Genomic DNA, 26,734 nt, shown 5'->3' with positions numbered 1-26,734 from the left:
AAGCTGCTGGAAGTGGCGCCGGGCGTGACGGTCCAGGAGATCCAGTCCAAGACGCTGGCCAGGCTGGATGTGTCGGCGGTGAAGTAGGCGCCGTCTAGCCTTGGTGGAAGAAAGCCCGCGCGAGCGGGCTTTCTCTTCATTACCGGACCAAGCCACGGCCCCTGAAGCGGCGCCTAGAGCGCGAGCCGGTTTCCCCATGCCGTCGGGCTCCCCCCCGAGAAGCGGTTGAAATCCCGGACCAGATGCGCCTGGTCGGCATACCCGCACAGGCCCGCAAGCTCGGCCCAGCCGCAGGTCTGGCGACGCGCATGCGCCAGCGCGAGGTTGAAGCGCATCATCTGCGCGACCGTCTTCGGCGACAGGCCGATCTCGTCACGGAACCGGGCCGCCAGGTGCTTGCGGCTCCAGCCCAGCTGGCTCGCGATGGCCTCGATTCGTTCCATGCCGTGCGACTGCCACAGTCTCTCGTAGGCCCAGGTGGCGGGCGTGCCTGTCCTGGCCATGGCCAACAGACGGCTCGCGAGAAACGCCTCAACGATGTCAAGGCGCCGCTCCCAATCCCGTTCGGCGCCCAACCGCTCGCGCAACGCCGCGACCGCGTTCCCGAGCAGGTCCTCGGCCCTGACCATGCCGCCCGCGATCTCGGACATCGGCAGATCGAAGAACCGGCGCGCGCCGGACGGCGTGAAGCTGACGCTGATGCATGCGCCCCCGCCCCCCGATTCGATCAGTGCGGGGCCGGCGACCAGGCCGGCGACGAAGCTGCCGCCCATGATGGCGGGGCGCGAGGCCTCGCCGATCCTGATCGCGAACGGCTCACCGAAACTGATGATCCAGGGGATTTCCAGGCGCGCGGGCTGCAGCTGCCGGATGCGCTCGATCACGTTTTCCTGATAGCCGGAAATATCGACCACGTCATGCCGCAGCATGGCCTGCGGCGCCCTGCGCCACAGGGTGACGCCTTGCATGCTTGGCGGCAGCGGGCCCGCCGATGTCTCGATCCAGTCCCGCATGGCTATGGCCGGCAGACGCCCGGGATGCCCGGGCGGGTCGATGACCATCGGTACAGGCGAATTCCAGCCATGGGACGCTCCTTCCCGGGCCGTGCGTCACGCGGCCAGGTAACTTTTCTTCAAGACGCGACCGGCCTTGCCGTCCAGAATGTCCTTCCCGATCATTTCAGGAATGCGGCATGGATCAGAAACCCTTGCGTATCTTCAACGTCAATGAAATCCTCGCCGGCCTGCCGCTGGCCGACCTCAGCCGTGGCGTGGAGCAGGAGGACGACGCCGATGCCTTTCCGATGCAGGCGGCCTTCGGCAGCGGCGGCCTGTTCATCGGCGGCTTTGTCGGACTGGCGCCCTGGGAAAACCATCCCGATACCGATGAGCTTCTTTATGCCGTCGAAGGCGAGGTCGAGATCACGATCTTGACTGACGCGGGAGCACAAACGGAAATGCTGCGGCAGGGATGCGTCTGTATCGTACCCAAAGGACTGTGGCATCGCCAGCACGCCCATGCGCCGGTCAGGCTGATGACGATCTCCGGCCCAAGCCTGTCGTCGCGGGGCGACGATCCGCGCCCCGTTGACTCGCAGCAGCCTGTGGCGCCAGCATGAGCCGCAAGGGCCACTGCCGCGACAACGCGGCAGCCGAAGCCGAGGGCATGCGGGTCGCTGGCGCAGCCTTTATTGTTGTTCTGTCTACGGTTCCTTCAGCCCCAACGCATTCACCAACGGGGCGAACAATTTCTTTTCGTCGCGCACGCGCGCGGCATAGTCGGCCACGCTCAGCGGTAGCGCCTCGGCGCCCGCATCCAGAAAGCGCGCCTGGATCTCCGGCCGCGCAAGCACTTTGTTAATTTCGGCGTTCATGCGATCGACCACATCATCGCGGGTGCCAGCGGCGGCATACACGCCGAACAGGCTGTCCGCGAAAACCCCATCGATGCCGGCCTCGGAGAAGGTTCGTATGTCGGGCGCAACGGCGGCGCGTTGCCGGCTCGCCACCGCCAGTACCTTCAGCTTGCCCGCCTGCACCATGGGAAAGACCGTGGCGGGTCCAAACGCGAAGTCGATCTGGCCTGCCGCCAGATCTTGTATCGCCGGCGCCACGCCGCGATACGGTGCATGGGTGGCCGGGATGCCAGTCGCCTGCTTGAGCAGCTCGCCCGCCAGATGCGGCGTCGTGCCGTTTCCGGCCGAACCGTAATTGAGCGGATCGGGCCGCTTGCGCGCGTACTCCACGAACGCTTCGAGCGTATCGACGCCAAGCGAAGACCGGACAAACAGGAACAACTGGCTGTTGGCCAGCAAGGCAACCGGCCGCAGGTCCCGCTGCGGATTGAACGGCATGCTGGCGAACATCAGTGGATTGACCGATTCGGTCGTCGACGGATTGAGCAGGAAGGTATGGTTGTCCCCGCCGTTGCGCGCAACTTCGGCTCCCGCCACGTTGCCGCCCGCACCGCCCCGATTCTCCACGATAACGGTCTGCTTCAAGGCCTCGGCCAGGTGCGGCTGCACGGTGCGCGCCAGCACGTCGACCAGCCCTCCGGGCGCCAGCCCCACGACCAGGCGCACGGGCTTGACAGGCCAGGGCTGAGACGGTGTTTGCGCATGGCTGCCCGTTGCCCAGCCAGTCAGCGCCAGCATCATCATGGCCAGACAGCGTCTACGCAGCAGCATGCGATTCTCCTTATGGGGGGCCACCCCGCGATCCCGTGCACGATGCGCCACGCACCGCGCCACGGTGAACCGCCTTGATGCCTCATCGCGGCGGCGGTCCTGCATTGGTTGCTCATTCTTCACAAAAGTTTAAGCATAAAGAATCCCGGATAACCCTATGAATTTCCGGCGACACGCGCAGCTTATCGACACGGCTGTCGTGCAAACAAAAAATGGGATGGCTCCCATGCAAGCCTCCCGGTCTCATGCCACGCCGCCGCCATCGCTTCCGCCCGGATTCGCGCAGCCATGCGAAACGCGTTGTCCGGGGGAATCAGCTTGCACGGTGGAACCATTGATGGATATCTGGGAATTGCCTTGCCGGCAACTTGGATGAACAAGAACGCCTCCTTCATGGAATGTCGATGCATGGCCTCCTGCTTGCCGAATTTTGATGCCCGTCGTCCAAAAAAAATCTGGCCGCAAGCCGCATGAACAGGCCATCGACACCGCGTTCAGGACGCCAACGTGGGCGAGCCCAGCCCCAAGTCGAACGAATGTCGACCGAAAATTAGGGTCAGAGCAATCCACATCGAATATGTAACAGCCCCCCTCCCCCCCTTGAAGCCCAAAACTTCATCCCTATAATTAGCACTCGACACCGGTGAGTGCTAACAACGCTCCCGGGGCACCCCGAACCATTTCAAATCTCTTCTAGAAACAGGAGTTCCTCATGGCCCTGCGTCCCCTGCACGATCGCGTGATCGTCAAACGCCTGGACAACGAGCGCAAGACCGCCTCGGGCATCGTCATCCCGGACAGCGCCGCTGAAAAGCCGGACCAAGGCGAAGTCGTCGCCGTTGGCCCGGGCAAGAAGACCGAAGACGGCAAGATCCTGCCGGTCGACCTGAAGGCTGGCGACAAGGTGCTGTTCGGCAAGTATGCCGGCCAGTCGGTGAAGGTTGATGGCGAAGAGCTGCTCGTCATCCGCGAGGACGAAATCCTCGCCGTGATCCAGTAAATCCCCGCCTAAACGAATTTTCGAAGGAAGCTGATAAAAATGGCTGCCAAGCAAGTACTGTTCGGTGACGACGCCCGCGTGCGCATCGTCCGTGGCGTGAATGTTCTCGCCAACGCCGTCAAGACCACCCTGGGCCCCAAGGGTCGCAACGTCGTGCTGGAGCGCTCGTTCGGCGCCCCGACCGTGACCAAGGACGGCGTGTCCGTCGCCAAGGAAATCGAACTGAAGGACAAGTTCGAGAACATCGGCGCCCAGCTGGTCAAGGACGTCGCCTCGAAGACCTCCGACAACGCCGGTGACGGCACCACCACCGCCACCGTGCTGGCCCAGGCCATCGTTCAGGAAGGCCTGAAGTACGTTGCCGCCGGTTTCAACCCGATCGACCTGAAGCGCGGCATCGACAAGGCCGTCGCCGCCGCCGTCGCCGAACTGAAGAAGCAATCCAAGCCGGTCACGACCAGCAAGGAAATCGCCCAGGTCGGCTCGATCTCGGCCAACAGCGACACCTCCATCGGCCAGATCATCGCTGACGCGATGGACAAGGTCGGCAAGGAAGGCGTCATCACCGTCGAAGACGGCAAGTCGCTGGAAAACGAGCTGGACGTCGTCGAAGGCATGCAATTCGACCGCGGCTACCTGTCGCCCTACTTCATCAACAACCCGGACAAGCAAGTTGCCGCCCTGGACGACCCGTTCGTCCTGATCTTCGACAAGAAGATCAGCAACATCCGTGACCTGCTGCCCGTGCTGGAACAAGTCGCCAAGTCGAGCCGTCCGCTGCTGATCATCGCCGAAGACGTCGAAGGCGAAGCGCTGGCCACCCTGGTGGTGAACAACATCCGTGGCATCCTGAAGACCACCGCCGTCAAGGCGCCGGGCTTCGGCGACCGCCGCAAGGCCATGCTGGAAGACATCGCCATCCTGACGGGCGGCACGGTGATCTCCGAAGAAACCGGCATGTCGCTGGAAAAGGCCACGCTGGCCGAGCTGGGTCAGGCCAAGCGCATCGAAGTGGGCAAGGAAAACACGACCATCATCGACGGCGCTGGCGACAGCAAGTCGATCGAAGCTCGCGTCAAGCAGATCCGCGTCCAGATCGAAGAAGCCACGTCCGACTACGACCGTGAAAAGCTGCAAGAGCGCGTGGCCAAGCTGGCCGGCGGCGTTGCCGTGATTCGCGTTGGCGCCGCCACCGAAGTCGAAATGAAGGAAAAGAAGGCTCGCGTCGAAGACGCGCTGCACGCCACCCGCGCCGCCGTTGAAGAAGGCGTCGTGGCCGGCGGCGGCGTCGCCCTGCTGCGCGCCAAGCAAGCCATCACCGACCTGAAGGGCGACACCGCCGATCAGAACGCCGGCATCAAGCTGATCCTGCGCGCCGTCGAAGAGCCGCTGCGCACGATCGTCGCCAACGCCGGTGAAGAAGCCAGCGTCGTCGTCAACAACGTGCTGAACGGCAAGGGCAACTACGGCTACAACGCCGCGACCGGCGAGTACACCGACCTGGTCGAGCAAGGCGTGCTGGATCCCACCAAGGTGACCCGCACCGCCCTGCAAAACGCCGCCTCCGTCGCCAGCCTGCTGCTGACCGCCGAAGCCGCCGTGGTCGAACTGGCCGAAGACAAGCCCGCTGCCCCGGCCATGCCGGGTGGCATGGGCGGCATGGGCGGCATGGACTTCTAAGTCCCGCCATCACTGCCTTGCCCGCCCCGGGGACGCCCGGGGCAAGCAAATCCTGAGAACCCCCGGGTCCTTCGCCCCCGGGGGTTTTCTTTTGCGCACGCGGATCGCAGCGCGCCGCGCGCCGTCCGCCCGCCGCTTCCGCCACCCCGGACGGACCTGGCCGATGCGCCCGCCACGGCGGCGCGGGAACGTTTGCGCACAAACAGAAGGTTTCGTCGCGCCGCATCCGTCCCTACAATGAGGGCTTCCCAGCCCGAGCCCGTCCCATGCGCCTGCCTCCCAGCCTGCGACTCCTGCGTCCCTCCGAGATCGGCGGATTGCTGATGGATTCCATCAACCAGTGGTCCGATCGCCGCGCGTCCAGCAAGGGCGCGGCGCTGGCGCTGTACATGGTGTTCTCGCTCGCGCCCATGCTGATCCTGGTGATCGCGGTGGCGGGCGCGTTCTTCGGCGAGGACGCGGTGCGCTCGGAGCTGTTCGCGCAGCTGCGCGACCTGACCGGCGAGCGCGGCGCCGAGGTCATCCAGACCGTGCTGGCGAGCGCGCACGAATCGGGCGGCGGCTGGATCGCCGCGCTGATCTCGATCTTCGTGCTGATCTTCAGCGCCACCACCGCCTTCGCCGAACTGAAGGCCAGCCTGGACGAGCTGTGGGACGTGTCCGCCAGGCAGAAGGGATTGCAGGGCATGGTGCGCAGCCGCATGCTGTCGTTCGGCCTGGTGCTGGTGCTGGCGCTGTTCCTGCTGATCTCACTGACGGTGAACGCTGGGCTGGCGGCGGCGCGCAAGTACTACGGCGACCTGTGGACGGCCTCGTCCTTCGCGGTGGTGGCTGAATGGATCTCCAACCTGTTTTCCTTCTCGGTGGTGGTGGCGCTGTTCGCGGTCATCTTCAAGCTGCTGCCCAGCGCGCGCATCACCTGGCGCGACGTGATTCCCGGCGCCATCGTGACGGCCGCCCTGTTCCTGGTGGGCAAATGGGGCATCGGCGTCTACCTGAGCCGGGGCGCGGCCGTGTCGGCCTATGGCGCGGCCGGCTCGCTGATCGCGCTGCTGCTGTGGATCTATTACTCGGCGCAGATCTTCTTCTTCGGCGCGGTGTTCACGCGCCAGTTCGCGCTGCGCTTCGGCAAGGCATCGCGGCCCGCGCCCGGCTCCGGTGCGGACGCGGCAATCCCACCAGCAGCCCCCGTCCCACAGGACACGCCCGAAACGAGCCCGGCGCCGCAGCAACAGGCAGCGCAGCCGGATCCCGTCCAGCCCGGGCAAGCTCCGCGCGCCTGAGCGCCGCCTGCACGGCCGCCCGGGCACAATGCCGGCATCGGTCCGGGAGCCTGGTCCTCGTTCATACCGTCATCGCCATGGGCACCTGGCCCTCGATGCATGCCAGCATCGTGCTCCTGCGCCGGCATGCACCGCTACATCATTGCGCGGCCGGCTCGACCTCCAGCGCCCGCGCCTCGGCGGCTTCGCGCTCCAGTTCCGCCAATGCTCCCCTGACGCCCAGCTCCCGCAGCCGCTCCAGCTGCACCGCCAGCGCCTGCACGAAGGCCTGCTTCCTGCCCAGGTCGCCGAACACCGGCTTGAAGTCGGCCAGCACCACGGCGCGCCGCTGCGCGGCCTGCGACGGCGCGGCGGCGGCCGCGGCCACATCGGCGCGGGACAGCAGCCGGGCCAGCGCGTCGGCCAGCGGATCCTGCACCACGTAAGCGTCGCCACGCTCATCGTGGCCGCGCAGATAGTGCAGCCAGGCCGCCACGGCCAGCACCAGCCGGGCGCAGTCATCGCCGCGCCGCAGCCGGTCGCGGATCGCGCCCAGCAGACGCTGCGGCACTTTCTGCGAGCCGTCCATCGCGATCTGCTGCAGGCGTTGCGACAGGGCGGGATTGGACACGCGCGCCATGAAGCGGCGGCGGTATTCCTCCAGGCCCGATTCGGGAATGCCGCGCAGCGTGGGCGCGATTTCCAGCCGCATCAGGTCTTCGGCGTAGCGGCGCAGCGCCGGATCCTGCGCGGCCTCGCTGGCGGTGCGCATGCCCAGCATGGCGCCCAGATAGGCCAGGCCCGAATGCGGCGCATTGACCATGCGCAGCTTGAGCCTCTCGTAGGGCGCGGCGTTGCGCACGAAGGTGGCGCCGCCAGGCAGGTCCCAGGCCGGGCGGCCGGCCGCGAACTTGTCCTCGATGACCCAGTTCAGATAGGGTTCGCCCACCACCGGCCAGGCGTCCTCGAACCCCAGCCGGGCGGAGATGCGCGCGCGGTCCTCGTCCAGCGTGCCGGGCACGATGCGATCGACCATGGAATTGGGAAACGTGCAGTTCTTGTCGATCCAGGCGGCCAGCGTCACGTCCAGCCGCAAGGCGAAGGCCAGCACCAGGTTGCGCAGCGTGTCGCCATTGGCGTGCAGGTTGTCGCAGGACAGCAGCGTCAGCGGCGGCAGGCTGCGCTCGCGGCGCAGCGCCAGGCCATAGGTCAGGATGCCGATGGCGCTGCGCGGGCGCTCCGGATGCTCCAGGTCGTGCAGGATGTCCGGGTCGTCCCAGCGCAGGTAACCGGTGGACGGCTCGTGGCTGTAGCCCTTCTCGGTGATGGTCAGGCTGACGATGCGCGTCTGCGGATAGGCGATGCGTTCGAGCACCGCGTTGGGGTCTTCCTCGGCCACCATGATGCGCAGCACCGATCCCACCATCCGAAGCTGCTCCGTGGGCTGGCCGTCGTCCCCGGCATCGCGCAGCGCCAGCGTATACAGCCCGTCCTGCGGCGTCAGCGCGTCGCGCGTGGCCGGGCTGCGCAGCGACACGCCCAGGATGCCCCAGCTCAGGTCGCCGCTGGCGGCCATCGCCATGTCGGTCACCACGGCCTGATGCGCGCGGTGAAACGCGCCCAGCCCCAGATGCACGATGCCGGGCGTGACCCGGCTGCGGTCATAGCCAGGAAGCTCCACGTCCTTGGGCAGCTGCGACAGGGATTCTGAGTTCAAACGTTCAAGCATGGATTGCCAGGGTCTTGAAGCGCCGGCAGGCGGCCGCCGATTGACCGGCGGACGGGCGCGTTGGTGGGAAGAGTGAGATGGTAGGGCGGCGGGCGTCTCGTCGATGAGCGATATCACGGCCCGGCGCGTGGCGAGGGTATAGCACGTCCCGATGATCGCTGTAAGCATGGGAAACACCGCCACGCGGGCAACCCATATCTGTTAAAAAGCCGCCACACTCGGCTTTCCTGCTCATCCATGTCACAGAACCCGCATCCCTCGCCCTATAAAAGCACCGGCGGCCTGCGCCGCATCCTCAACGCATTGCGCTATTCGCTGCAGGGCCTGCAGGCCGCGATCAAGTATGAGGCCGCCTTCCGCCAGGAACTGGCGCTGGCCGTGCTGCTCATCCCCGCCGCATTCTTCCTGGGCCGCACCACGGTCGAGGTCTTCTTCCTGATCGGCACCGTGATCCTGGTGCTGGCGGTGGAGCTGGTCAACTCCGCCATCGAGGCGCTGGCCGACGCGCTGTCGGTCGAGACGCATCCGCTGCTGGGCCGGGCCAAGGACCTGGGCAGCGCGGCGGTGATGCTGTTGCTGTTGTTCACTGTCGCCGTGTGGGTGGGCGTCGCCGTGAGCCGCTTCGTCATGCACTGAGGGTGGGGCCCACCCCCGAAGCGCCTTCGGCGCTTCCCCCTCAAGGGGGCGCCGCTGCGGACCGGAAGGAAAGGCCCACCCCAGGCGCCACGCGCCTCCCCTCAAGGGGCGCCGCTGCGGACCGGAAGGAAAGGCCCACCCCAGGCGCTACGCGCCTCCCCTCAAGGGGCGCCGCTGCGGACCGGCAAAGCCGGCTCCGCGCGGCCCCGCTGGCTGCGGGCGCTGCGCGGGTTGTATTGATTGCGCCTTGGCCGCCAGGCTGTTGGTGGCGCCAGTACCGTTGGTGGCGCCAGCATTCAGGCGGCTCTGTCTATACTGGCGGTTCGTGATTTGCAGGGAGCCATGATGCCTACATCGACGTCCGCCTCATCCTCGGAACGCATCGTCATCGTCGGCGGCGGCGCCGGCGGCCTGGAGCTGGCGGCCAAGCTGGGCCGCGTCCATGGCCGCGAACGCGTCACGCTGGTCGACAGCCGACCCTTCCATATCTGGAAACCCTCGCTGCACGAAGCCGCGGCGGGCACGCTGGACATCCACCAGGAAGGCCTGTCCTACCTGATGCTGGCCCACATGAACGGTTTTTCCTTCGCGCAAGGCCGGCTGGTCTCGGTGGACCGGGAGCGCAGGCTCATCACCGTGGACGCGGTGGCCGATCCGCAGGGACAGGAAGTGCTGCCGCGCCGCGAGCTGGGCTACGACACGCTGGTGCTGGCGCTGGGCAGCGCCTCCAACTTCTTCAACACGCCGGGCGCGGCCGAACACGCGGTCACGCTGGACTCGACCGAGAATGCCGAACAGTTCCGCCTGACCATGCTCAAGGCCATGGTGCTGGTGGATCAGGCCAAGGTGCGCGATCCGTCCGCGCGGCTGGACCTGGTGATCGTGGGCGGCGGCGCCACCGGCGTAGAGCTGGCGGTCGAGCTGGTCGAGGCCAGCCACGTGGTCAGCGCCTACGGCCTGCCGAATTTCCGCGCGGAGCGCGACCTGGCGATCACGCTGGTCGAGGGCGCGCCGCGCATCCTGTCCGCCTTGCCCGAGAAGATCTCGCAGGCCGCGACCGCGCGCCTGACCGAGCTGGGCATCCGCGTGGAAACGTCCTGCCGCGTCGCGGAAGTGGGCGCCGATGCCGTGCTGACCGCCGACGGCCGCCAGTTCCCCGCGCGGCTGTGCATGTGGGCGGCCGGCATCCAGGGCCCCGCCCTGCTGGCCGACCTGGGCCTGCCGCTGAACAAGCTGGGCCAGCTCGAAGTGAACGAACGGCTTGAAACCAGCGATCCGCACGTGCTGGCGCTGGGCGACTGCTGCGCCGTGCCCTGGCGCGACGGGCGCAGCGTGCCGGCCCGCGCCCAGGCCGCGCATCAACAGGCCGACTACCTGGTCAAGAAGCTCGCCGCCCGCCTGCGCGGCGCGCCCGAGCCCGTGGAGCCCTACGTCTACCAGGATCACGGCTCGCTGGTGTCGCTGGGGCAGGACGCCGGCGTGGGCAGCCTGATGGGCAAGCTGGCCGGACGGGGACTGTTCGTAAGCGGTACACTGGCACGCCTGATGTACATGAGCCTGCACCTGATGCACCACAAGGCGGTGCTGGGCTTTTCGCGCACCGCTTCCCTGGCCCTGGCGCGCCTGCTCATGCGCCGTACCCGTCCTCGGGTCAAACTGCACTGAATCCCCATGAATTTCCTGCAAAAACTCGAACACGCCTGGACGTCCCGGCAATCGCTCCTGCAAGTCGGGCTGGATCCCGATCCGCAGCGCTTCCCGCGCGAACTGCAGGACAAGCCGGACGCGATCTTCCAGTTCTGCCGCGAGATCGTCGACGCCACCGCGCCCTATGCCTGCAGCTTCAAGCCGCAGATCGCCTACTTCGCCGCCCACCGTGCCGAGGAACAGCTCGCAGCGCTGTGCGCCCACATTCGCGACAAGCATCCCGACCTGCCCATCGTGCTGGACGCCAAGCGCGGCGACATCGGCTCCACCGCCGAGAACTACGCGCGCGAAGCCTATGAGCGCTACCAGGCGCACGCGCTGACCGTCAGCCCCTACATGGGCCTGGACTCGGTCGAGCCCTATCTGGCCTGGCGCGACCGCGGCGTGATCGTGCTGTGCCGCACGTCCAACCCCGGCGGCTCGGACCTGCAATTCCTGAAGATGGAAGACGGCCAGCCGCTGTACCTGCACGTGGCGGGCCTGGTGGCCGACAAGTGGAACGCCAACGGCCAGTGCGGCCTGGTGGTGGGCGCGACCTTCCCGAACGAGCTGGCCGCGGTGCGCCAGCGCATCGGCGACGCGGTGCCGCTGCTGGTGCCGGGCATCGGCGCGCAGGGCGGCGACATCACCGCCACGGTCAACGCCGGCGCCAACAGCGCGCGCAGCGGCATGATGATCAATTCCTCGCGCGCCATCATCTACGCCAGCGGCGGCGACGACTGGCGCGAAGCGGCCGGCGCGGCCGCCAAGGGCCTGCGCGACGCGATCAACGCGGTACGCTGACACGACGGGCCCCACGGACGGCGCCCGCCGACGCGGACCGGCTGCCGACAGCGGGGCCTTGTTGCGACGGCAAAAGAAAACGGGGCTGCCCATGGCAGCCCCGTTGCACATCCAGGCCGGACGCATCGCGCCCGGCGCGGCGGCCTCAACGCCGGTTGACCGGCGCCCCGACGAATTCCAGCAGTCCCCGCAGCGCGTATTCCACCGCGGCCTGGCGCACCTGCGCCCGGTCGCCAGGAAACACATGAGTGACCGCGCGGCTGCTGATGCCATCGCCGTTGCGCATGGCGAAGCCAAAGCAGACCATGCCCACCGGCTTGCCCGGCGTGGCGCCGCCCGGTCCGGCGATGCCGGTGGTCGACACCGCCACGTGCGCGGCCGGCGCCGCCAGCAGCACGCCGGTGGCCATTTCCAGCGCCACCGGTTCGCTGACCGCGCCGAAATGATTGAGCGCGTCGGGCGACACGTCCAGCTCGTCGACCTTGGCCTGGTTGCTGTACGTGACGAAGCCGCGCTCGAACCAGTCACTAGATCCGGCCACGGCCGTGAATGCGCCGGCAAGCAGGCCGCCGGTGCAGGACTCAGCCGAGCCCAGCATCCAGCCGTGGCGCCGCAGCGCATCGCCCAGCAGTTCCGACAGGCCCAGGATAGTGGCCTGCGCCAGCGGCGCGGCCGGCTGGCCGGACGAAGGGGCGTGAGATTGCGAGTTCATGCGAAGACTCCTGTGCGCACCGCCAGCGCCATGATCAGCAGGGCATAGCCCGCCGCGACGATATCGTCCCACATGACGCCAAATCCGCCCTTCAAGCGGGCATCGAAGAACTTGATGGGCGGCGGCTTGACGATGTCGAACGCGCGGAACAGCACGAACGCCACGGCCTGCGGCAGCCAGCCCGCCGGCGTGAGCCACAGCACCAGCCAGAACGCCACCATCTCGTCCCAGACCATTCCGACGTGATCCGGCTGCTGGAGTTCCCGGCCCACGCGATCGCAGGCCCAGCAGCCATACAGGAAAGCCAGCGCCAGGAACACGCCGATCATCAGATCGGTCGCGGCCGGCGCGGCGGCCACCCAGATGAGCCAGGCCAGCACGGTGCCCCAGGTGCCCGACGCCGGGCGGATCAGGCCGCTGCCCAGCCCGAAAGCGATCAGCCGCCCCGGATCGCGGCAGACCCAGGCCAGCGTGGGATAGACGGCCCGCCTGCGCTCGCGCATGGTGGGGGAATGGGAGTCGTTGGCAGGCATGGTGTCGGCCGATATCCAGTGGGGTGGCGGCTCAGGCCGTCGGGAAGTGATCGTAGCCTCGCGGCAGCGCGTCCATGGGCCGACCCCGCGCATCCAGCACCGTGAGCCCTGGCTGCGCCGTGGCGCGGCCGATGCGCGTGACGCGCGCGCCGGCGGCCAGGGCGGCGCGCGAGACCTCGTCGCGGCGCGCTGCCGGCGCGGTGAAGCAGAGCTGGTAGACGTCGCCGCCGCCCAGGATGGCGCGCAGGCGCTGGTCCTCGGGCATGCCGTCCAGCGCCGTGGCCACGGGCAGGCTGGCGTAGTCCAGCGCCGCGCCCACCCGGCTGGCGGCCAGGATGTGGCCCAGGTCCTGCAGCAGGCCGTCGGAGATGTCGATGGCGGACCGCGCCACGCCGCGCAGCGCCAGGCCCAGCGCCACCTGCGGCTCGGGCCATTCCAGCGCGCGCCGGGTGGCGGCGAGCCGCTGCGGGTCGGCCGGATACTGGCCATCGAGCAGGCGGTAGGCCACGTCGGCCGCGCCCAGTTCGCCGGACACCCAGATATCGTCGTCGGCGCGCGCCCCGTCGCGGCGCAGCGCCAGTTCCGCCGGCACGGCGCCGAACACGGTCACGCTGATGGCGAGGTCATGCGCGCTGCGGGTGGTGTCGCCGCCGATCAGCGGGCAGCCATGGACGGCCGCCAGCGCATGGAAACCGTCGGCGAAGGCCGCCAGCCAGGGCTCGTCCAGCCGTGGCAGCGCCAGGCCCAGCACGCAGCCGATCGGGCGCGCGCCCATGGCGGCCAGGTCGGACAGGTTCACGGCCAGCGATTTATGCCCCAGCGAACGGGGATCGACATCGGGAAAGAAATGCCGCCCTTCCAGCAGCAGGTCGGTGCTGGTGGCGATCTGCTCGCCAGCGGGCGCGGGAAACAGCGCGCAGTCGTCGCCCACGCCCAGCAGGCCGGCGGGCGCCGACCGCGTGAAATAGCGCGCGATCAAATCGAATTCGGACGCCACGGCGACTCCGCTGTCCGGCCCTTGCGGACCGTCGTTGACTCCAATGCTGCCGCCACCGCGCAGTCCGGCCCTGCCGGTGCGCGGGCGCGCCTCCCTGGAGAGGGAGACGCGCGGCGCGGCGGGCAGGCTCGCTCAGCGCCGCTGCTGCGCAGCCGCCTGGACCTCGTGCGCGCGCACGTCGGCCGCCAGCTTGTCGAGCACGCCGTTGACGAACTTGAAGCCGTCGGTGCCGCCGAAGGACTTGGCCAGTTCCACGGCTTCATTGATGGCGACCTTGTACGGCACTTCAACGTGATGAATCAGTTCGAAGCTGCCGATCAGCAGGATGCCGTGTTCGACGGGCGACAGCTCGGCCAGCGGGCGGTCGATGTAGGGCGTGAAACGCTCGCGCAGCGTGGGCGCCTCGCGCAGCACGCCATGCAGCAAGGTCTTGAACCATTGCGCGTCGGCCTCGGAGAAATCCTCGGTGTCGCGCAGATGGGCGTCGATCTCGCCGGCGTCCTGCGTGCCCTCGCCCCCGCGCAGCAGCCAGGCGTATACGCCCTGCAGCGCGAATTCGCGGGCGCGGCGGCGGGCGCTGCGGGCGTTGGCGCGCGCTTGCGCCGCGCTATCAGCGCTGGTCGTCGTCTTCTTCGTCGTCAAAATCTTCGTCCTCGTCGTCTTCGTCTTCTTCCTCGGGTTCCAGCGCCGCGACCAGGTTGGCCATTTCGACGGCCACCTGGGCGCAGTCGCGGCCCTTGCCGGCGGCGCGCGCCTGCGCCTGCTCGTCGGTGTCGACGGTCAGCACGCCGTTGGCGATGGGGATGCCGGTTTCGAGGGAGATGCGGGTGATTGCCGTGGCCATTTCATTGCTGACCACTTCAAAGTGATAGGTTTCGCCGCGGATGACCGCGCCCAGCGCGATCAGGGCGTCGAATTCGAACGTTTCGGCCATGTGCGACAGGGCCACGCCCAGTTCCAGCGCGCCAGGCACGGTGGCGACCATCACGTCGCGCTCGTCCACGCCCAGCTCGGCCAGTTCCTTCAGGCAGGCTTCCAGCTCGGCCTGACCGATTTCCTCGTTGAACCGGGCGCGCACGATGCCGATGTGCAGCCCTTCGCCGTTCAGGTCGGGGGTGAGAATGTAAGGGTTCATGTGTCGGCCTTCTGTGTGTTGCGGGAAGATTCGGGAGGGTCGCAATCGTAACCCGTAATGGTGAGCGAGAAGCCCGCCATGCTGGGCATCTTGCGCGGCTTGGCCAGCAGCTTCATCTGGCCCACGTTCAGGTCGCGCAGGATCTGGGCGCCGATGCCGTAGGTGCGCAGGCCGTGGCGGTCGGCGCTGGCCGGCTCGGCCGGGGCCTTGGCGCCGTCCCAGCCGGCGATCTGGCCGAACAGGTGCTCGGCCGAGGACTGGCAGTTCATCAGCACCAGCACGCCGGCCGGCGAGGCGGTGATCGCCGCCAGCGCGTTGGGCACGCTCCAGCTGTGCGGACTGACGCCGGTGTCCAGCACGTCCAGCACCGAGGCCGGCTCGTGCACGCGCACCAGGGTTTCAGCGTCGGGGTGGATCGCGCCGTGCACCAGGGCCAGGTGGGCCGAGCCCGTCGCGGCGTCCTGGTAGGCCACCGCGTCGAACTCGCCCCAGGCGGTCTGCATGCGGCGCCGTCCCAGGCGCTTGACGATGGATTCATGCTCGCTGCGGTACTGGATCAGGTCGGCGATGGTGCCGATCTTGAGCTGGTGCTGGCGGGCGAACTGCACCAGGTCGGGCAGGCGCGCCATGGTGCCGTCGGGCTTGAGGATCTCGCAGATCACGGCGGCGGGCGTCAGGCCGGCCATGGCGGTCAGGTCGCAGCCGGCCTCGGTGTGGCCGGCGCGCACCAGCACGCCACCGGGCACCGCGCGCACCGGGAAGATGTGGCCGGGCTGCACCAGGTCGGACGGCTTGGCGTCGCGCGCCACCGCCACCTGGATGGTGCGGGCGCGGTCGGCGGCCGAGATGCCGGTCTCGACGCCCTCGGCGGCCTCGATCGACTGGGTGAAATTGGTGCCGTATCGCGTGCCATTGCGGGCCGCCATCAGCGGCAGGTCCAGCTGGCGGCAGCGCTCTTCGGTCAGCGTCAGGCAGACCAGGCCGCGGCCGTGCGTGACCATGAAATTGATGGCTTCGGGCGTGATGAACTCGGCGGCCATGACCAGGTCGCCCTCGTTCTCGCGGTCTTCCTCATCGACCAGGATGACGATGCGGCCGGCGCGCAGCTCGGCGATGATCTCGGAGACCGAGGCGATGCCGTAGGATTCCGGCTCGGAACCGGGCAGGGAGGACAACTGGACGGACATGGGTTGGACGCAAACCAGGCGGGAAAGTCCGGATTTTACCGCCCCTGGCGGCCGGGGGGCTGCGGTTAAACTCCCGGCCGAAGCCTTCCCCCAGGAAAACCAAGGAAAAACGCCATGCAAGCCCTTGCGGCCATGCCTTCCGCCGTCGCGGCCGCCGTCCGCGTCGTGCTGACGGACATCGACGACACGCTGACCACCGACGGCCGCCTGCCGGCCGACGCCTACGCCGCGCTGGAGCGCCTGGAACAGGCCGGCATCCAGGTAGTGCCCATCACCGGCCGCCCGGCCGGCTGGTGCGACCACATCGCCCGCATGTGGCCGGTGCGCGCCGTGGTCGGCGAGAACGGGGCCTTCTACTATGCCTACGACCGCCAGGCCCGCCGCATGACCGCGCACTACTGGACAGACGCCGCCGCCCGCCAGGCCAGCCGCGCCCGGCTGGACGCCATCCGCGACCGCGTGCTGGCCGAGGTGCCGGGCGCCGCCGTGGCCAGCGACCAGGACTACCGCAAGGCCGACCTGGCCATCGATTTCTGCGAGGACGTGCCGCCCCTGCCCGAAGCCGACGTGGGCCGCATCGTGGCGATCTTCGAGGCCGCCGGCGCGCAGGCCAAGGTCAGCTCCATCCACGTCAACGGCTGGTTCGGCGACTACGACAAGCTGACCATGACCCAGACCCTGTTCCAGCGCGAGTTCGGCGCTGACGTGGCGACCCTGCTGGACAGCACGCTGTTCATCGGCGACTCGCCCAACGACGAGCCCATGTTCGCCTACTTCCCGATCTCGGTCGGCGTGGCCAACATCCAGTCGCAGCTGCACCGCCTGCAACGCCGGCCGGCCTATGTGGCCGCCGGCCATGGCGGCGCGGGCTTCGTCGAGATGGCCGAACGGCTGCTGGCCGCCCGCGCCTGACCCTTACCCTGGAAACCGCCGTGGCGACCACACCGAAAACCACCCCGCAATCCGCGCCCAAGGCCACTCCCGCCGCGGCCAACGATGGCCGCCGCAGCATCCAGTCCATCGAGGTCGGCGTGCCGCTGCTGGCCGCGCTGGTGGACGCCGGCAAGCCGCTGACGCTGCGCGACCTGGCTGCCGGCGCCGGCATGACCTCGGCCAAGGCGCACCCCTATCTGGTCAGCTTCATCCGCGTGGGTCTGGTGCAGCAGGACGGCGCCACCGGCCAGTACGAGCTGGGACCGTTCGCCTTGCAGATGGGGCTGGTCAGCCTGCAGCGGCTGGACCCGGTGCGCATCGCCATGCCCGAGATCGCCAAGCTGCAATCCGAGATCGGCCACACGCTGGGCATCGCCGTGCTGGGCTCGCACGGCCCGACCATGATCCACATGACCGAGGCCAGCTATCCGGTGCACGTGAACATGCGCAAGGGCACGGTCATGTCCATGCTGCACACCGCCACCGGGCTGGTGTTCGCCGCCTGGCTGCCGCCCAAGGTCAGCGAGCACTACATCGCCCGCGAAGAGGGCGACACCGCCGTCATCGCCAGCCTGACGCCGCCGCGCAAGGCCTCGCGCGCCAACGTCGAGGCGCAGCTGGCCGACATCCGCGTGCACGGCATGGCGCGCGCGCTGGGCAATCCGCTGCCCGGCGTGGACGCGCTGTCGGTGCCGGTGTTCGACAGCACCGGCAACATCGCGCTGGCGCTGACCAGCCTGGGTCCGACCGGGCTGTTCGACGTGGCCTGGGACGGCAGCATCGCCCGGCCGCTGCTGGCCTGCGCGCAGGAGATCTCGCGCAAGCTGGGCTATCGCGGCTGACCTGCCGGCCACGAGCAAAAGCGAACACGAACCGAACAAAGCGAACAAAAGCCGAAAAGAAAGGCAGGGACTTTCCCAAGTGTGAGCCCTCCTCTTCCATGTTTGAATTCAGATTGAATTCAGTGACAAGTCACATAGACATAGAAAGAGGAGACACACGATGCACGCCTTGCGCCTGCTGCAAACGGCCGCGCTGGCCGCGTTCGCCCTGGGCGCGTCCGCCGCGCAAGCCGCCGACGCCTGCCCCAACCGGGGCGACCTGGACCAGATGTACTGCGACGCCAACAAGGACCTGGTGGCCGACACGCCCACCGATCCGGCCAAGCTGAAGACCCCGTCCACCCTGGTGTTCACCTACACGCCGGTGGAAGATCCGGCGGTCTATGAAGACATCTTCAAGCCCTTCACCAAGCACCTGTCGGAATGCACCGGCAAGCGCGTGGTGTTCTACCAGGTGCAGAGCAACGCCGCCGAGATCGAGGCCATGCGCTCGGGCCGCCTGCACGTGGGCGGCTTCTCCACCGGCCCGACCGCCTTCGCGGTCAACATCGCCGGCGCCGTGCCTTTCGCGGTCAAGGGCTATGCCGACGGCTTCCAGGGCTACAACCTGATCGTCATCGTCAAGAAGGACAGCCCGTACCAGAAGCTGACCGACCTGAAGGGCAAGAAGCTGGCGCACACCGCGCCCTCGTCCAATTCCGGCCACATGGCGCCGGTGGCCTTGTTCCCGAAGGAAGGGCTGACGCCGGACAAGGACTACAAGGTGATCTTCTCGGGCAAGCACGACCAGTCGGTCATGGGCGTGAACTCCGGCGACTACGACGCCGCCGCCGTGGCCTCGGACGTGTTCAAGCGCATGGTCGAGCGCGGCCAGGTCAAGGAGGCCGATTTCCGCGTGATCTACCGCAGCGAGAAATTCCCCACCTCGTCCTTCGCCTACGCGCATGACCTGGAGCCGAAGTTCCGCGACCAGATGCTCAAGTGCTTCTACGACTACCGCTTCCCGGCGGAGATGTCCAAGGCCTTCGACGGCGCCGACCGCTTCTATCCGGTGACCTACCAGAAGGACTGGGCCATCGTGCGCCAGGTCGCCGAATCCGGCGGCGAGAGCTTCAACCGCGCCGCCTACGACCGCGAAACCGCCAAGAGCAAGAAGTAAGCCGCATGAGCACGTCGCTACGCATTTCCGGCCTGGTGAAGGAATACCGGGCCGGCCGCCCGGTGCTCAACGGCATCGACCTGGAGGTGGCGGGCCAGGGCCTGACCGCCATCATCGGCCCCTCGGGCACCGGCAAGAGCACGCTCCTGCGCTGCATCAACCGGCTGATCGAACCGACCCGGGGCGAGATCACGCTGCGGTCGGGGCAGGACTCGGTGGACCTGGCGCGCGTGCGCGGCGCGGCCCTGCGCCGCGCGCGCCGCCGCATCGGCATGGTGTTCCAGGAATACAACCTGGTCGAGCGCCTGACGGTCATGGAGAACCTGCTGACCGGCCGGCTCGGCTACACCTCGGCCTTCAAGGCCTGGACCCGCCGCTTCGAGCCCGAGGACATCGAGCACGCCTACCGGCTGCTGGACACCGTGGGCCTGGCCGGCTTCGCCGACCAGCGCGCCGACGCGCTGTCGGGCGGCCAGCGCCAGCGCGTGGGCATCGCCCGCGCGCTGATGCAGCGCCCGCAGCTGCTGCTGGCCGACGAGCCGACCTCGTCGCTGGATCCCAAGACCTCGGTCGAGATCATGGAACTGCTGGCGGCGCAGGGCGACGCCAGCGGCATCCCCGTCATCGTCAACATCCACGACGTGGAGCTGGCCCGACGCTACGCCACGCGCATCGTCGGCATGTCCGGCGGCAGCGTGGTCTACGACGGCGACGGACAGGGCCTGGACGCCGCCATGCTCAAGACCATCTACGGAGGCGAGTCTTGGCTGGAATGATTCCACAGCGGGGCGCCCGCCCCTTCGCCCTGTCCGGCCGCGTCAAGGCCGGCGCGGTCCTGCTGCTGCTCTACACGCTGTACGCGGGCGCGCAGCTGGACTTCAGCTGGAACCGCTTCGAGACCGGGCTGGGCCATGCGTCCACCTTCCTGGCGCGCATGTTCCCGCCCAATTTCGAGAAGCCCGCCACGCTGTGGAAGGGCATCGCCGAAAGCCTGGAGATCGCCGTGCTGGCCTCGGTGCTGGGCATCGCCTGCGCGCTGCCGGTGGGCCTGCTGGGCGCGCGCAACCTGATGCCGGCCTGGGTCTCGTGGCCGGCGCGCGCGCTGGTGGCGCTGTGCCGCGCGCTGCATCCGGTGATCGTCGCCATCCTGTTCGTCAAGGCCGTGGGCTTCGGCGCGCTGGCCGGCATCCTGGCGCTGACGGTGGCCTCGATCGGCTTCATCGGCAAGCTGTTCACCGAGGCCATCGAGGAGATCTCGCTCAAGCAGGTCGAGGCGGTGCGCGCCACCGGCGCGTCCTTCGGCAACGTGCTCGCCTTCGGCGTGCTGCCGCAGGTGTTCGCGCGCTTCATCGGCTTCGCCACCTACCAGTTCGATTCCAACCTGCGCAACTCCACCATGGTGGGCATCGTCGGCGCGGGCGGGGTCGGCGGCACGCTGTTCTCGGCCTTCCAGCGCTTTGACTACGACTTCGTCAGCGCCATCCTGCTGACCCTGATCGCCATCATCATGCTGGGCGAGATCCTGGCCGGCTTCGTGCGCGCGGTGTTCCTGGACAACCTGGGCTTCGACCGCATCCTGCAAGGGCGCTTCGCCGGCGCGCGCGGCCTGGGTTCCGCCCCGACGTCGAATACGGGATTGAACACGCGCGGCGCGGCCGCCGTGACGCGCAAGGCGGAGGCGGACGAATGAACGCGCCCGCCACCCTGCGCAACGCCGGCGCGCCGCGCGAATGGCACCGCTACAGCCTGGGCCAGCGGCTGCTGCGCTTCGCGCTCTACCTGCTGCTGGCGCTCGCCATCGGCCAGGCCATGCGCGGCGTCGAGATCATTCCGGAGTTCCTGTACGACGCGCCCGAGCAGATGGCCGACCTGTTCCAGCGCATGTGGCCGGTGGACTGGGCCTATTACCCGGGCGGCGTGCACGCCGCGCTGGTCGAGACCCTGCACATCGCCACGCTGGGCACCATCCTGTCGGTGATCCTGGCGGTGCCGGTCGGGCTGCTGGCGGCGAACAATCTCACGCCCAGCCGGACCATCAACATGCTGGCGCGGCTGATCCTGGTGTCCAGCCGCTCGGTCAACTCGCTGGTCTGGGCGCTGCTGTTCATCGCCATCTTCGGCCCCGGCGCGCTGGCGGGCACGCTGGCCATCGCCTTCCGTTCGATCGGCTTCGTCGGCAAGCTGGTGGGCGAGGCGGTCGAAGAGGCGCAACGCGGCCCGATCGAGGCCGTGACCGCCACCGGCGCCAGCAGGTCCGCCGTGATCTGGTATGCCTACTGGCCGCAGATCCGGCCAGCGTTCTGGTCCATCGTGCTGCTGCGCTGGGACATCAACGTGCGCGAATCCGCCGTGCTCGGCCTGGTCGGCGCCGGCGGCATCGGCATGGCGCTGGACACCGCGCTGAACCTGTTTCAGTGGGACCGCGTGGCCCTGGTGCTGGCCTCCATCTTCGCGGTCGTGGTGCTGGCCGAGATCCTGATCACGCAGGCGCGCAAACGCATCCTCTGACGCCGCCCGCCCCCGCGTTCCTTTGCGCCGCCCGGCAACGGGCGGTTTTTTTTGCCTGGGCCCGCCGAAGGGCAAGAAGGTCCGCTCGAGCGCAGCAAGCGCGCACGCACGCGCCGGATTTTCGCGCGAGACCGGGCGCTATCATCTGCCTTCCCTCCCCTTGCATGGCAGGCCATCCATGGAATTCCCCGCTTTTGTGTCGGCGCTCAAGGCGTTTTACCAGGACAACGATCAGCCGCTGCGGCTCAAGCCCAAGACTACCGAGGCCGACATCGCAGCCGCCGAACAGGAACTGGGCTTCGAGATCGATCCGGCCTTGAAGGCGGCCTGGCTGGCGGCCAACGGCGGACCGTCGTACAAGCCCGTGTTCGCGCGCCAGGGCTATCTGACGGGCTACGACTTCCTGCCGTTGCAGGACGCGCTCAAGCAATGGCGCGGCCTGCGCACCCGCGCGCCACGCTATGCCGGCTACGGGCAGCCCACGCCGCGCGACCCGCGGATCCAGGACGGCTGGTTCCAGGAAGGCTGGCTGCCCTTCGCCGGGTTTTCCGCGCCAACCCTGATGCTGATGCTGGACCACACGCCCACGGCGCAAGGCAGGCCGGGGCAGATCATCGCCTTTACCCACGATCCGGATTCCATCGACTACGTGTGCGAGGACTTCCCCACCCTGCTGGCGCAGACGCTGGAGCAGATCGAGGAAGATCCCGAGGATTTCCTGGAAGGCTGAATCCGTGCGACGGCCCTTGTGTACGGACGGCTCGCGCCGCCTGGACGGCGCGAGCCTGCCGCGCCTAGAAGCGAACGGTCAGGTTCGCGCGCACGCCATGGTCCCGCGCCGCCCCCGATAGCAGGCCCTGATAGGCCAGGCCGACGCGGGTCTTGCGAGTGGCCTGCAGATCCAGGCCGGCCTCGATCACCGCGCTGTTCCTGGCGAGCGCCACGCCCGCCACCGTGAAGGATTCGCCCGCGGAGAACGCTTGCGCGGCCCGCGGCTTCACATCGCCCGTGGCGTGACGCCATCCCAGCGATCCCCGCAGCGCGGCCTGCGCACCGCCCAGTTCGAAGCGCGACGTGGCCCGCGCGCCCAGGGTCGAGAAGATCGTCTCGCTCGTCTGGCCTGCCGCATGCAGCGCGGCCGCGCCGCCGCTCTCGCGATAGCCGCCGGTGCGCAGATTGACGTAAGCCAGGTTGACGAAGGGTTCCAGCGCGACGGCGGACAGGTCGATGCGATAGCTCAGGTCCGCGTAGGCCTGGGCGCTGCGGCCGTCGTAGCCGGCCTTGAGACGGTCGGAGAAACCGGGCATGGCGACCGAGCGACGGGTGGCGATGTCGTGCCAGCTGTAGGCCACGCCGCCGCGCAGGCCCAGCGCGCCCCATTGGCCGCCGCCGTAGGCGCCCAGATGGTAGTTGTCGCTGCGGCCCGAAGAGGCGCGGTCGTTCACATCGAAATCGCTGCGGCTGTAGCCGGCCATCACGCCGACCCGCCAGGTCTGGGCGAGCGGCGCGTCCAGCCCCATCAGGAAGCCGCCGCTGGAACGCTTGAGCGCGGCCGCGTTGCCGTCGCCGTCGGTCCGGCTCCAGGCGCCCAGGCCCTGGATCCAGCTGGCCGGCCCATACGCGCCCTCCTGCGCGCCGGTTGCCAGCGCCCCCGCATCCTTCCCGGCGGCGGCCAGCAGGGGCGTGGAACGCGCGCCGTCGGCGGCCTCGAGCAGACGGTCGCTCATGGCATCGCGCAGATAACGGCTGTCCTGCAACAGCAGGGTCTTGGCCGAGGCATGCAGTTCACCGGACAACTGATCGAACCCCGCATGCAGCAGCGCCGGATCGTCCGGCAGACGCACCACGGCGTCGTACAGCCGGTTGCCGCTGCCCATGCCGATGCTGTCGATGGCGGCGGCCGCGGCGCGCTGGTTGCGCGTCGCCCCCGTCCAGGCCATGCGGGTATCGTTGCGCGCCAGGCTCAGCGACACGCGGCCGGCGCCGTAATCGTAGGCCAGGCTCGGCGTCAGGAAGGCGAAGTCGGAGGACACGGCATCGAAGCGGCCGGACAGCGTGCCGCGCACTTCCATGATGGAGTAGCTGGCATTCAGCGCATAGTCGCCCTGGGCGCCGACATGCGCCACCGCGCCGCCATTGAGCGTGGCGTTGCCGCTGACGCGGACCAGGTCCGCGCCGGCGCCAGCCGGATCGGTTTCGACCACGAGACGCGCGCCACGCTGCATAACCAGATCGCCGTCGATGGTCAGCGCGCCGATGGAGTTGCCCGGCGACAGGACGCCGCCGGCGCCGACCGCCACGCGCGAGCCCGCGCCCGCGCCTATCGTCCCGTTGCCGCCCAGCACGCCGCCGGCGCCCACGTCGAGCGAGCCGCCCAGCCGGCCGTTGATCGCCAGCCGGCCGCCGTTGACGAGCGTGCGGCCGGTGAAGCCGGCGCCATCGCCCTTCAGGTCGAGCACGCCCTCGCCGGCCTTGATGAGATCGCCGCCGCCGGACAACACCCCTGTAAGGCCCAGCGTGGTGTTGGCGGCGACGTCGAAGCCGCCAGATTGCGTCACCGTGATGGCGCGCGCCGTATCGAACGACGTCGTGGTCGCCAGCGTGCCGCCGTTGAGCGCCAGCCCCCCGGCGGCGTCGCCCAGGTTGGCGTCGCGCTCGACCTGCAAGGTGCCGCCCGAGACCGTCGTGCCGCCGCTGTAGGTATTGGCGCCGCTCAGCACCAGCGTCCCGGCGCCGGCCTTGGTCAGCGTGGTTCCGTTCCAGCCGGTCGCGGCATTGGCGGCCTGGTCGGCCAGCGCCGCGCCGACCGTGAAGCGATCCGTGGCGTTGGCCAGCGTGAACGTGCCATGCGCCAGGTTGTTGCCGGCGGTCCAGGCCAGGCCGTAGCGGGCCAGGTACTGCAACGTGTCCGCCGACTTGCGCGTGTTGACGCTCAGGTAGTCCACGGCGCCGGCGAAGCCGCCGGTGCTGATCCTGGCGAAGTCACCGTTGATGCCGCCGGCGGTGTCGATCAGCACGACCTCGGCCGGGCTGGCGCTGTCGACGCCGCCCAGCCGGAAGGTCACGTCGGCGCCGAGCGTCACCGTGTTGGCGCGCAGCGGCGCGCCGTTGGCGCCGGCGGTGAGGTCGAGAGTGGTGTGGTCGGCCATGCCGATATCGCCCGTCGCCCCCAACGTCGCCGGCCCCTGCACCGCCAGCGTGCTGCCCGCGCCCGACACCTTCAGGTCGCCGGCCAGCCTGCTGGCCGCGCCAGAGGCGCCATCGCCATACTGCAGCGTCCCGCCCGTCACTTGCGCCGAACCGCCCAGCTGTCCCAGCACCACCAGTTTGCCGCCAGACACCGTGGTCTTGCCCAGGAAGGCGCCATTGGCGCCCGCCAGGAACGTGGTGCCGGCGATCTGGTTCAGGCTGTGCGCGCCGCTGCCCGTGCTCAGCAACCGTGTCGCGAACCGGTAGGCGGTATCGGTATGGTTGAAGCTCAGCGTGGCGATGCCCGCGCCGAACTGGACCGCGCTGGCGTTGAGCGTGCCCGCACCCGTGGCCGGCTGGCCCGGAGCCGCGCCGATATTGAGGGTGCCGCGGGTGGGAAAGATCAGGAACCGGTCCGGCGCCAGCGACACGATCCCCGTGCCGGCGGCGCCGACGTTGACAGCGCCGCCTTGCCCGATCGTCAGGGTGCCCGCGCCCGTTCCCACGCCGAAGCCCAGGATCATCGCACCGCTGTTGTTCCAGGTGGAACCGGCGCCGCGCACCACGACTTCACCGTTGCCGCTCATGCTGCCCACATAGCTGTCGCGGTTCGAGACGGTGCCGCCCGACTCGATGCTCAGGGTGCCCTGGCCGGATACGTCGCCCACCCTGAGCTCGCCGGCATTGGTCCAGGTCGAACCGCGCCCCGACACCAGGAAATCGCCGCTACCGTTCTGTTGGCGCCCGACGACGCCGTCGACGCTGGCGACATACCCTCCCGCCAGGACCGACACGCCGCCCTTGCCACCCTCTGAGCCGACCAGCAGCGCCGCGCGATTGTTCCAGAGCGCCCCCACATCCGAAACCGTCACGGTCGCCGCGCCATTCTGCTGCGCATCGACCGTGGCGAAATGATTCGAGACCGTGCCTTGGTAATAGATATTCAGATTGCCGGGCCCGCTGCCGCCAACGAACAGGTTGCCTGTCAGTGCCCAGGTCGCGCCGGTGTTGTACACGTTGACCCGGGCCGAGGCGCCAGGCGCCGCGCCGGCGTCGATCCGGCCTGTCTCGGTGCCCAGTATGTTGGTGATCAGCAGGGATCCGCCCGTGACGGTGGTATCGCCGTCGAACCGCGAACTGTCGCCCAGCAATAACGTGATGCCGGCGTAGTGATTGAGTTGGTGCTGCCCCGCCTGTTGGCTGTTCAGGGCGGGCGCGAAACTATGGGCCCCCGTCGAATTGAAGTTCAGCGTGCCGCGGCCCGCGCCGAAGCGCACCTCCGATGCGATCAGGATGCCGGCGGCATCGACGGCCGCGCCGCCGGGCGCGCTGCCGATGTTGATGACGCCGACCGCGTCGCGATTGCTGGCCAGCTCGACACCCCCCTGGCCATTGGCGCCCGCCGAGACCATGCCTTGATTGGCGAGCATCAGCGTGCCGCTGCCGTTGGCGCCGACGACCAGGCGGCCGTTGACCTCCCAGGACGCGCCCAGGCCCGAGACCGTCGCCGTGCCCACGCCGTCCGGCGTCGCTCCCAACCAGCCGCTGGCGCTGCGCACGATCGTCGCCGGGGACTCGATCAGCAGCGAACCGAACGCGGCATTGCCTATGACCAGGTCATTGGAGTCGTTCCAGTTCACCGCAGGTGTCACGTCGCCAATCGCCACCGCACCGGCCAGCGCCTGTGCGGCAGGCATGGCGCTTGCCCCCCCCAATACGGCCACCAGCGCCACGCCGCGCGAACGGCTCTTGCCCCGCCCCCGGGCGTGCTCGCCGGCCACCCGCCACTGGCCGGTGCCTCGGTTCAGGACGATGCGATACGCGCGGTTCATGGGCCCTCTCTTTTCTCTTGTCATGGCCCGTCGCCGGCGATGCCGGGGCGGGCGCGTATGGGTATCGAGGCCCCGCATAAAGCGTCCGGCCCGCCAATTACAATTAGAAAAGTTCGACCCGCCCTTGCCTATCACTGAAACTGGGTAATTGCGCGGACGCAATCAAAGCCGAAAATGTCCGACCGCCCGTCGTGCGGATGATTGTTGATGCACTTCAACCCGGT

24 protein-coding genes and 1 pseudogene are annotated in these 26,734 nt (G+C 68.6%); 15 read left to right on the top strand and 10 right to left on the bottom strand.

Annotated features, from left to right (window positions below; genetic code table 11):
* Nucleotides 1-87, top strand: a pseudogene (locus tag AC6LJ5_RS17045) (succinyl-CoA--3-ketoacid-CoA transferase); the annotation flags it as partial.
* 86 nt (nt 88-173) lie between these two features.
* Here the strand turns inward: AC6LJ5_RS17045 and AC6LJ5_RS17040 are convergent.
* Nucleotides 174-1,061 carry a helix-turn-helix domain-containing protein gene (locus tag AC6LJ5_RS17040; protein ID WP_498141099.1) on the bottom strand — a complete coding sequence of 296 codons (888 nt, stop codon included), beginning with the start codon at nt 1,059-1,061 and terminating at the stop codon, nt 174-176.
* Between the two features lie 131 nt (nt 1,062-1,192).
* Here AC6LJ5_RS17040 and AC6LJ5_RS17035 point away from each other — a divergent pair, with 131 nt between their 5' ends.
* A complete protein-coding gene (locus AC6LJ5_RS17035) occupies nt 1,193-1,618 on the top strand; it encodes a cupin domain-containing protein (RefSeq protein WP_498141098.1) in 426 nt (141 codons plus the stop codon).
* An 84-nt stretch (nt 1,619-1,702) separates the two neighbouring features.
* Here the strand turns inward: AC6LJ5_RS17035 and AC6LJ5_RS17030 are convergent, their stop codons facing one another.
* Nucleotides 1,703-2,686 carry a Bug family tripartite tricarboxylate transporter substrate binding protein gene (locus AC6LJ5_RS17030; protein WP_498141097.1) on the bottom strand — a complete coding sequence of 328 codons (984 nt, stop codon included), beginning with the start codon at nt 2,684-2,686 and terminating at the stop codon, nt 1,703-1,705.
* Nucleotides 2,687-3,398: 712 nt separating this feature from the next.
* On the opposite strand from AC6LJ5_RS17030, the gene groES reads away from it, so the two are divergent.
* From groES to AC6LJ5_RS17015, 3 genes are all read left to right on the top strand, one after another.
* The gene (gene groES / locus AC6LJ5_RS17025) at nt 3,399-3,686 is read left to right on the top strand and encodes a co-chaperone GroES (protein ID WP_103276178.1); all 288 of its coding nucleotides are present in this window, start codon (nt 3,399-3,401) and stop codon (nt 3,684-3,686) included.
* A 39-nt stretch (nt 3,687-3,725) separates the two neighbouring features.
* The gene (gene groL / locus AC6LJ5_RS17020; RefSeq protein WP_392410009.1) at nt 3,726-5,366 is read left to right on the top strand and encodes a chaperonin GroEL; all 1,641 of its coding nucleotides are present in this window, start codon (nt 3,726-3,728) and stop codon (nt 5,364-5,366) included.
* Between the two features lie 266 nt (nt 5,367-5,632).
* Nucleotides 5,633-6,649, top strand: coding sequence for a YihY/virulence factor BrkB family protein (locus tag AC6LJ5_RS17015; RefSeq protein ID WP_498141096.1), 1,017 nt, complete (start codon nt 5,633-5,635; stop codon nt 6,647-6,649).
* A 139-nt stretch (nt 6,650-6,788) separates the two neighbouring features.
* On the opposite strand, the gene AC6LJ5_RS17010 is transcribed toward AC6LJ5_RS17015, so the two are convergent.
* Nucleotides 6,789-8,357, bottom strand: coding sequence for a mannitol dehydrogenase family protein (locus AC6LJ5_RS17010; protein ID WP_498141095.1), 1,569 nt, complete (start codon nt 8,355-8,357; stop codon nt 6,789-6,791).
* A gap of 237 nt (nt 8,358-8,594) precedes the next feature.
* Between AC6LJ5_RS17010 and AC6LJ5_RS17005 the strand changes: the two genes are divergently transcribed.
* The 3 genes from AC6LJ5_RS17005 (at nt 8,595) to pyrF (ending at nt 11,483) form a co-directional block, all read left to right on the top strand.
* A complete protein-coding gene (locus tag AC6LJ5_RS17005; RefSeq protein WP_103276183.1) occupies nt 8,595-8,993 on the top strand; it encodes a diacylglycerol kinase in 399 nt (132 codons plus the stop codon).
* 342 nt (nt 8,994-9,335) lie between these two features.
* The gene (locus tag AC6LJ5_RS17000) at nt 9,336-10,658 is read left to right on the top strand and encodes an NAD(P)/FAD-dependent oxidoreductase (RefSeq protein ID WP_199770923.1); all 1,323 of its coding nucleotides are present in this window, start codon (nt 9,336-9,338) and stop codon (nt 10,656-10,658) included.
* A gap of 6 nt (nt 10,659-10,664) precedes the next feature.
* Complete coding sequence (gene pyrF / locus AC6LJ5_RS16995) at nt 10,665-11,483, top strand: orotidine-5'-phosphate decarboxylase (RefSeq protein WP_498141094.1); 819 nt, start codon at nt 10,665-10,667, stop codon at nt 11,481-11,483.
* A 145-nt stretch (nt 11,484-11,628) separates the two neighbouring features.
* Here the strand turns inward: pyrF and AC6LJ5_RS16990 are convergent, their stop codons facing one another.
* The 6 genes from AC6LJ5_RS16990 to ribBA form a co-directional block, all read right to left on the bottom strand.
* The gene (locus AC6LJ5_RS16990; RefSeq protein WP_392410013.1) at nt 11,629-12,195 is read right to left on the bottom strand and encodes a CinA family protein; all 567 of its coding nucleotides are present in this window, start codon (nt 12,193-12,195) and stop codon (nt 11,629-11,631) included.
* Nucleotides 12,192-12,698 (bottom strand): phosphatidylglycerophosphatase A family protein, encoded by a 507-nt coding sequence (locus AC6LJ5_RS16985; RefSeq protein WP_103276659.1) that lies wholly within the window; start codon nt 12,696-12,698, stop codon nt 12,192-12,194. The genes AC6LJ5_RS16990 and AC6LJ5_RS16985 overlap by 4 nt, the downstream gene beginning before the upstream one ends.
* A 61-nt stretch (nt 12,699-12,759) precedes the next feature.
* Entirely contained in the window at nt 12,760-13,725 is a 966-nt protein-coding gene (thiL, locus tag AC6LJ5_RS16980) for a thiamine-phosphate kinase (protein WP_103276186.1), read from the bottom strand.
* A 132-nt stretch (nt 13,726-13,857) separates the two neighbouring features.
* Complete coding sequence (nusB, locus tag AC6LJ5_RS16975) at nt 13,858-14,367, bottom strand: transcription antitermination factor NusB (RefSeq protein WP_103276187.1); 510 nt, start codon at nt 14,365-14,367, stop codon at nt 13,858-13,860.
* Nucleotides 14,336-14,860: a 6,7-dimethyl-8-ribityllumazine synthase gene (gene ribH / locus AC6LJ5_RS16970; RefSeq protein ID WP_103276188.1), complete on the bottom strand. Its 525-nt coding sequence runs from the start codon at nt 14,858-14,860 to the stop codon at nt 14,336-14,338. Before ribH ends, nusB begins: the two co-directional genes overlap by 32 nt.
* The gene (gene ribBA / locus AC6LJ5_RS16965) at nt 14,857-16,047 is read right to left on the bottom strand and encodes a bifunctional 3,4-dihydroxy-2-butanone-4-phosphate synthase/GTP cyclohydrolase II (protein WP_498141093.1); all 1,191 of its coding nucleotides are present in this window, start codon (nt 16,045-16,047) and stop codon (nt 14,857-14,859) included. Before ribBA ends, ribH begins: the two co-directional genes overlap by 4 nt.
* Nucleotides 16,048-16,161: 114 nt before the next feature.
* On the opposite strand from ribBA, the gene AC6LJ5_RS16960 reads away from it, so the two are divergent.
* From AC6LJ5_RS16960 to AC6LJ5_RS16930, 7 genes are all read left to right on the top strand, one after another.
* Nucleotides 16,162-16,959 carry an HAD-IIB family hydrolase gene (locus AC6LJ5_RS16960; RefSeq protein ID WP_498141092.1) on the top strand — a complete coding sequence of 266 codons (798 nt, stop codon included), beginning with the start codon at nt 16,162-16,164 and terminating at the stop codon, nt 16,957-16,959.
* Nucleotides 16,960-16,979: 20 nt separating this feature from the next.
* Nucleotides 16,980-17,822 (top strand): IclR family transcriptional regulator, encoded by an 843-nt coding sequence (locus AC6LJ5_RS16955; protein WP_392410018.1) that lies wholly within the window; start codon nt 16,980-16,982, stop codon nt 17,820-17,822.
* Between the two features lie 160 nt (nt 17,823-17,982).
* Complete coding sequence (gene phnD, locus AC6LJ5_RS16950) at nt 17,983-18,981, top strand: phosphate/phosphite/phosphonate ABC transporter substrate-binding protein (protein ID WP_392410019.1); 999 nt, start codon at nt 17,983-17,985, stop codon at nt 18,979-18,981.
* Between the two features lie 5 nt (nt 18,982-18,986).
* A complete protein-coding gene (phnC, locus tag AC6LJ5_RS16945) occupies nt 18,987-19,757 on the top strand; it encodes a phosphonate ABC transporter ATP-binding protein (RefSeq protein WP_103271053.1) in 771 nt (256 codons plus the stop codon).
* Nucleotides 19,754-20,671 (top strand): phosphonate ABC transporter, permease protein PhnE, encoded by a 918-nt coding sequence (phnE, locus tag AC6LJ5_RS16940; RefSeq protein WP_103271054.1) that lies wholly within the window; start codon nt 19,754-19,756, stop codon nt 20,669-20,671. Before phnC ends, phnE (AC6LJ5_RS16940) begins: the two co-directional genes overlap by 4 nt.
* On the top strand, nt 20,668-21,489 hold the full coding sequence (phnE, locus tag AC6LJ5_RS16935) for a phosphonate ABC transporter, permease protein PhnE (protein ID WP_498141091.1): 822 nt from the start codon (nt 20,668-20,670) through the stop codon (nt 21,487-21,489). Before phnE (AC6LJ5_RS16940) ends, phnE (AC6LJ5_RS16935) begins: the two co-directional genes overlap by 4 nt.
* 178 nt (nt 21,490-21,667) lie before the next feature.
* Complete coding sequence (locus tag AC6LJ5_RS16930) at nt 21,668-22,219, top strand: SMI1/KNR4 family protein (protein ID WP_498141090.1); 552 nt, start codon at nt 21,668-21,670, stop codon at nt 22,217-22,219.
* A 64-nt stretch (nt 22,220-22,283) separates the two neighbouring features.
* Here AC6LJ5_RS16930 and AC6LJ5_RS16925 read toward each other — a convergent pair whose 3' ends face one another.
* Nucleotides 22,284-26,510 carry an autotransporter domain-containing protein gene (locus AC6LJ5_RS16925; protein WP_498141089.1) on the bottom strand — a complete coding sequence of 1,409 codons (4,227 nt, stop codon included), beginning with the start codon at nt 26,508-26,510 and terminating at the stop codon, nt 22,284-22,286.
* Nucleotides 26,511-26,734: the final 224 nt, after the last annotated feature.

This window comes from Achromobacter sp. 1011791174 (genome assembly GCF_059760925.1).
The sequence above is the reverse complement of the archived record's forward strand: the minus strand, read 5'-3'. Positions and strand labels throughout refer to the sequence as shown.